The 4401-nt window shown below is 63.0% G+C and carries 1 protein-coding gene and 2 pseudogenes; 2 read left to right on the forward strand and 1 reads right to left on the reverse strand.

What is annotated here, in order from left to right:
- Together ACLHRZ_RS36665 and ACLHRZ_RS36670 are read left to right on the forward strand one after the other, a co-directional pair.
- Positions 1 to 1149 (forward strand): annotated as a pseudogene (locus ACLHRZ_RS36665) (ISAzo13-like element transposase-related protein); the annotation flags it as partial.
- Positions 1150 to 1152: 3 nt separating this feature from the next.
- Positions 1153 to 1605, forward strand: a pseudogene (locus ACLHRZ_RS36670) (transposase); the annotation flags it as partial.
- Here ACLHRZ_RS36670 and ACLHRZ_RS36675 read toward each other — a convergent pair.
- A complete protein-coding gene (locus ACLHRZ_RS36675; protein WP_490422919.1) occupies positions 1606 to 4158 on the reverse strand; it encodes a hypothetical protein in 2553 nt (850 codons plus the stop codon).
- Positions 4159 to 4401: the final 243 nt, after the last annotated feature.

Genomic DNA, 4401 nt, shown 5'->3' on the forward strand with positions numbered 1-4401 from the left:
TCAACCTCCGGTCTCTGGACGCACAGTGGAACAAAATCGAGCACCGGCTATTCTCCCACATCACGATGAACTGGCGCGGACGCCCTCTGACCAGCCACGAAGTCGTCCTCAACACCATCACTGCGACCACGACCCGCACCGGACTGCGTGTCGAGGCCGCTCTTGACGAGGACTCCTACCCGACCGGCATCGCGGTCAGCCGTGAACAGTTCCAGGCCCTGCCGATCACCGCACATGACCAGCACGGCCGCTGGAACTACAGCATCGCCCCGACCGGCACCGCTGCCCCCGCGCCACGCGCCGACGAACGGGCAAGGGCCCGCGCTCAAGCTCTGCAGATGCTCGCCGACCCGCGCCTGACCGGCATGCGCGAGAGCGAACTGGACGTGCTGCGGGCCCAGTTGGCCCCGGCACAGGCGGCAGCGGCCGAGCAGCACCGTTACGTGCTCCGCAAGGGACGACGCGTCGCCACCACCGGCCGCAGCCGGTCCTTGCTGTCAGACGCGGACGAAGTCCTGCTCACCGTCATCTACCTGCGGCAGGTATGCCCACAGGGTGCTGGGCGACCTGCTCGGGATGAACCCCGTCACCATCGGCCACGGCATCAAGGCCATCCGGAAACTGCTGGACGAACGGAAAATCAGCATCACACCCACCGTCGTGCGCTGCTTCACCCGCGCCGAGGACCTCCGCGCCTGGGTCACCGGCAGCGTCCCGGCCGGGCACGCTCCCGCGACACCGACCCGCCAGACGCTGACGGACCCGAGCCTGACCGGCATGTCCCGCGAGGCACTGCATGCCCTGCTCGAAGAACTGATCGTGCCCTATGCCGCCGCGATCGAAGAGCGCCGCCACCGCCAACGCGGCAGCAGCCGGCGTCCGGGCACCCGCGCCGGTGTGTTCCGGCAGAAGATCACCGACGGCGACCGGATCCTCGCCACGATCCTCTACCGCCGCCGTGTCTGCGGCCTCGACACTCTCGCCGAGCTGTTCGGCGTCTGCAAGAGCACCCTGTGGAACGCGATCCGTGACGTCCTGCCGATCCTCGACGACCGCCGCATCGACATCACCCCCGCCGGACACCGCCACCCCACCGCAGCCGACCTGCTCACCTCAGTCGGCGCCGATAACCACCATGTTGTTTCTTGACGGCTTCACCTCGTCCGGGCGTCACTCCGATACGCGTCGAAAGCGGACCACGGCAAGCTCGTCCCGGCCCTGCGAAGGATCTACACGGCTGCGACGGAACAGGCCGCCGAGCAGGCCCTGGAGGAATCCACCACCTCCGGCCTGGGGCGCAAGTACCCAGCCGTGACCCGCACCTGGTCCCAGGCATGGCAGGACTTCGTGCCCTGCCTGGCCTTCCCGCCCGAGATCCGGAAGGTGATCTACAGCACGAACATGATCGAGTCGATCAATGCGCGGCTGCGGAAGGTCACCCGCAACCGCGGCCACTTCTCCACCGAGCAGGCCGCGGTCAAGGTGTTCTACCTCGCGATCCGCGAGCTGATCGAGCCCAAGACCCGCAGCAAGACGCACGTCGCACCGCACTGGAAAGCCGCGCTGAACGCGTTCTCGATCTACTTCCAGGACCGTATCGGTATGTCAGCCCTTTCTCTGTTTTCCGTGCTTGCCTTGTTTTTTTGGCTTCTTTGGGCGGATCCAGATGTTCAGGTCTCTGCCTTCCATGGTGAATTTGGTGTCACGGGGAGGATATTCGTAGTAGGTTCCCACATGCCGTGCCGAGGAGTTTATTCCTTCAGCGGACACGATGATGTCGTAGTTTCTGGGGGCGGGTGCGGTGATGATGTATCGTCCGCTGTCCGTGGCTTCGATGACTGCGTAGGTGGTTCCCTTGTCGCCCTGGATGATGAATCCACCTTCTTCTGGGAGGGGTGTCATTTTCATGTCGGGGGCGTAGTCGTTTTGCAGGTTCAGTCTGGTGGCTTTCGGGATGGGTGTCTCTGCGGTTTCGGCTGTGGTCAGCCGGGGTGTCGTCTTGGGTGTCGGCCTGGTCGTGGTCTTGTGTCTGGCCGGCCGGGTGGTGTTCTTGCGTTTTGTCGGCCTGGGTTTGGGGGTGTGGTTGGGCGGCTGGATGGGAATGGTGGGCCGGGTCGGTTGGGTGGTGGTGGGTGTCTGAGTGGAGGGTGCGGGGGCCCCGTGTTTGGGGTGGATCCATACGTTGAGCATGCCGTTTTTTGCGATTTTTGATCTTCTACCCGGGTATTCGTGCCAGTCCTTCTTGAACGGAAGGTGCTTGGAAGAGAATTTCTGGCCTTGCATGGACACGGCGACGTCGTAGTCCCGGCTGGGAGGCAGGATGATTGTGTAGCCCTGGTCCTTCTTGGGCTGGATGTATCCGTAGGACGCTCCGCTCTCATCAAGTATCTGGTATCCGCCGCCCCGGGTCTGCACCAGTTCCAGAGGAGTTTCGAGGTTGTTCGTAAGGGTGACCCCGGCAGTCTGGGGTTCCTCACTGGGTGCAGGGGTCTCGTGCGGGGTGCCGACCATCCTGCTGAGTACTGTCTGTATGAGGATGGATTTTTCTTTGCTGGAGGACTCGAAAATTCCCTTTATCGTCGCGTCTCTTCTCGTTCTTGCCATTTTGACCCGGTCTCGGGCGGCGACCTGGCCGCCCCAGTAGTGGTAGTCGACGATGCCCGACTCGAATCGGTTGTCGAGCTTCAGCACGCCTTCTCCTGCAGCTATGGCGTTGATCCTGTGCATCCCCTCCATCAGTTCTCGCGAGACGCTTCGCAGCGGCCCTCGGGAATCGGGGGTGAAAAGATCCTCCATACGGGACATGATCTTGTTGTCATACAGTTCGAGGCTCTTCATCAGTGCACTGTATTCAATCGCTTCGCGAAGGCGCTCCCAGTCCTTCTCCGTGTACTCGGGAATGTTGTGTTCTTTGGCGTTGAATCCTTGTTTGTCTTTCATGCGGTAGAAATCTCGTGACGTGATTTTGTCCAGCGGGCCGGTGTCTTCGTATGTCGTCCTCAGGTACTCGAATGCTTTCTCCTCGAGTTCGGTGTTATCTCTGATCGTCTCCGTGTAGAGGTCCTCGCCGCGCCTTCCCCATCTCAGGCTGTCGTTCAGTACGACCAGGTTCTGCAAGCGCGTCATCGCGTTGTCGAGGGCTCCGAAGATCCCGTAGGCGGCCTTGCATACGTCCTGTGCCGCGCGCTTCGGGATCTCACACACCTTCTGGACATGGAAGACGATCAATGAAGCCCAGCTCAGCGCGTCACCTATCGTTGTGGGCTTGCCGGGCATGGCGGCGCCGGGAACGATGTGCCACTTCCAGGTGTTCACGCCGGCCCCGGCCTTGGGCGTGAGTGTCAGCTTGAAGGCCGAGGTTCCGCTGCCGAGCGCGGAAGCCCATGTTTCGCCGAATATTTTCGGATCGAACTGGATTCTGTCTGGCGCGGGGCCGAACCCCAGCTGGCTCGAAGAGAATTTTTCGACGAATTTCTCTCCAATTTTCTCGAAGAATTCTTCCTTTTTCTCCGATTCGCTGTAGACTCTGGGGGTGTCCTCTGTCGTGTCGTCCACATCTTCGACCACCGCGTCTTCTTCGGTGGGCGGCTGGCTCTCGCCGGGGGTGATGCGCCCGAAGCCCTGCTGGGGGCCGAAGACTCTGTCCTCCAGGACTCTGTCCACCCTGTCGAGATCTTCGTCGAACTCTTCCTGCGCCTGGCCGGTGGCTGCCTGAGCGAGGGTGGCGAGGAAGAGTGCGGCTGTGGTGCTGCCCGTGGCGAGGTAGGCGCCCAGGCCGGCGAGGCCGGCGGAGAGGGCGGGCACTGCGGGAGCGGGCCCGACAGAGGTCTCGGGGGCGTGAGGCCCCTGGCCCTGCTCAGCGGTGACGGAGGGCGGGGGGCCGCTTTGGAAGGAGGGGTGTGCGAGCGGCGGCAGGGTGCCGGGACGGTCGGGGAGCTGGGCGAGCGGGTCCAGGCCGGAGCCCTGCGCATGTAAGATCATGAGCAGGGCCTGCACCGCGGTCGGGGACAGCGGGGAGCCGGTGTACCGGGCGTTCCTCTGGAACTCCTGCCAGTGACGCTTGCTGGAGCTGTGCTCTTTCCTCTTACCGCCAGTCTGTCCGTAAGTTTGCCCTTTGAGATTTCTGTACTGGGTGGCATGCCAGTTATGAAGCGTCATGTTGGCCTCGGCTCTTTCGTTTCCTTCTGATCGGTGGCGTGGATCTCCGGTTATGGGCGCCTACCGTTCCATACGGTGCGGTGCGCGGGAGACGATGTGACCTCGGCTGGGAGCCGGCCGGCAAGGCAGCCGGCGGCGGGCTGGCAGGTGTGGGCGGGTCTGAGCGGCCGGGAAGGCAGGAAGGCCTTTAGGGCGTGTATCGAATGTGCTGGTCACAGCCACTCGTTGATGGCTGCGATGGTC

This window comes from Streptomyces sp. AM25, assembly GCF_058146165.1.